The organism is Acidovorax bellezanensis (assembly GCF_025421555.1).
Lineage (GTDB): Bacteria > Pseudomonadota > Gammaproteobacteria > Burkholderiales > Burkholderiaceae_C > Comamonas > Comamonas bellezanensis.
Map to the genome: position 1 here is coordinate 1 of NZ_JAODYH010000021.1, position 261 is coordinate 261.

The window sequence follows — 261 nt, forward strand, 5'->3', positions numbered from 1 at the left end:
GTTTGAAGGCAGCGAGCAGCTGAACCTGACGGGCACGCTGACCGGCGCGACGCTCAACGGCACGCCGCTGCCGGCCGGCATCACCGACACCGGCCATGCGACCATTACCGACACCCAAGGTCCGGGCGCTGACGTGCCGGTGCTGGATGTGTCCGACCCGGGCCTGGTCAACGAGGGCAGCAGCGCGGTCTTCAATCTCACGCTGAGCCATGCCGTCGATGCCCCGACCACGCTGAGCTTCACCTTCAGCGGCCAGGCGGA

1 protein-coding gene is annotated in these 261 nt (G+C 68.2%); it reads left to right on the forward strand.

Features of this window, described 5'->3' with window-relative positions:
• Positions 1 to 261 (forward strand): hypothetical protein (locus N0K08_RS22975; RefSeq protein WP_261502764.1); only part of this gene is annotated, 261 nt, incomplete at both ends.